Source organism: Haloferax sp. s1 (assembly GCF_058382125.1).
In genome coordinates this window covers 1-953 of record NZ_JBZRPK010000082.1, presented here as the reverse complement: position 1 = coordinate 953, position 953 = coordinate 1, and the positions used below count along the sequence as shown (strand labels likewise).

The window sequence follows — 953 nt, the reverse complement described above, 5'->3', positions numbered from 1 at the left end:
ACGCTGACCCCGGCGGCTTCGAGGAGCGGACTGACACCGAGCGGATCGTCCTGTTCCTCGACGAGCACGACGATCGGGCGTGGAAGGCGGCAACGATCGCCGAGCGGCTCGGGCTGGAGATGGACGCTGTCAGTGCGATCCTCTCACGGTTAAAGGAACGCGGGCTCGTGCGGCACAAGCGGCCGTACTGGGCGATTACGGACGACAAGGAGCGGCTCCACTCTGCCTACCGACTCCACCGACACCACGAGCGAGCAGACGAACAGTACGGTGCGGAACGTCTCGAGGAGCTCCGAACTGACGAGATGGAAGATGTACAGTGACTGCGTTCGAAGAACTGGAACGCGGTGACATCGTTTGGGCAACCGACCCGCTCTCGGAGAAAGGTCGCCCCCTGCTCGTTCTGGGGTCGCCTCGATTCCCGAACCACGGCGTGCAACTCATTACAGTCCTCATCTCCACGAAGGCCTACCACGAAGAATCACTCACCCTCCGGGACGACGACTACGCGGGCGACCCACTCGGGAAACGAAGTCACGTCCTCCCGTGGTCGCTCGCGACCCTCAACAGTGCTGCGGACGTAGATCACTATCTGACATCGCTCGTCGACGAACGAACTGAGGATGTGGCGAGCCAGTTGATCGACTACATATCGTCTTGAGGTGACTGCTCGTTGTGGAGTATCCATTCGTCGACGGGAACAAACGAACATATGGTGAACGGGTACACGTTCGAGTACGGTGATGAAATTCGGGCCCTCTTGCACCGCTTCTCAACTGACGAAGCCGCGGTCGACACAGAGACTGCAGTCATCTACTTCCAGGCCTGTGCTCGTCGCAACCGATAAAGGGACACACAGAGTATGTACACGAGAATAATGGCGTCCAGCACCGATTCCTCGGCGACGGTCGACGACGAGGTCCGCCAGCTCTACGAGCGGTATCAGGCGGCCG

General features: G+C 60.0%; 3 protein-coding genes and 1 pseudogene. All 4 read left to right on the top strand.

Annotation, left to right across the window (positions count from 1 at the left end; genetic code table 11):
- Nucleotides 1-323: helix-turn-helix domain-containing protein (locus tag QT222_RS00555; RefSeq protein ID WP_491475953.1), on the top strand; the 323-nt coding region annotated here is incomplete at its 5' end.
- Complete coding sequence (locus QT222_RS00550) at nucleotides 320-661, top strand: type II toxin-antitoxin system PemK/MazF family toxin (protein WP_491475952.1); 342 nt, start codon at nucleotides 320-322, stop codon at nucleotides 659-661. The genes QT222_RS00555 and QT222_RS00550, both read left to right, overlap by 4 nt.
- Before the next feature lie 51 nt (nucleotides 662-712).
- A complete protein-coding gene (locus tag QT222_RS00545) occupies nucleotides 713-847 on the top strand; it encodes a death on curing protein (RefSeq protein WP_491475951.1) in 135 nt (44 codons plus the stop codon).
- Between the two features lie 15 nt (nucleotides 848-862).
- Nucleotides 863-953: pseudogene (locus QT222_RS00540) on the top strand (hypothetical protein); the annotation flags it as partial.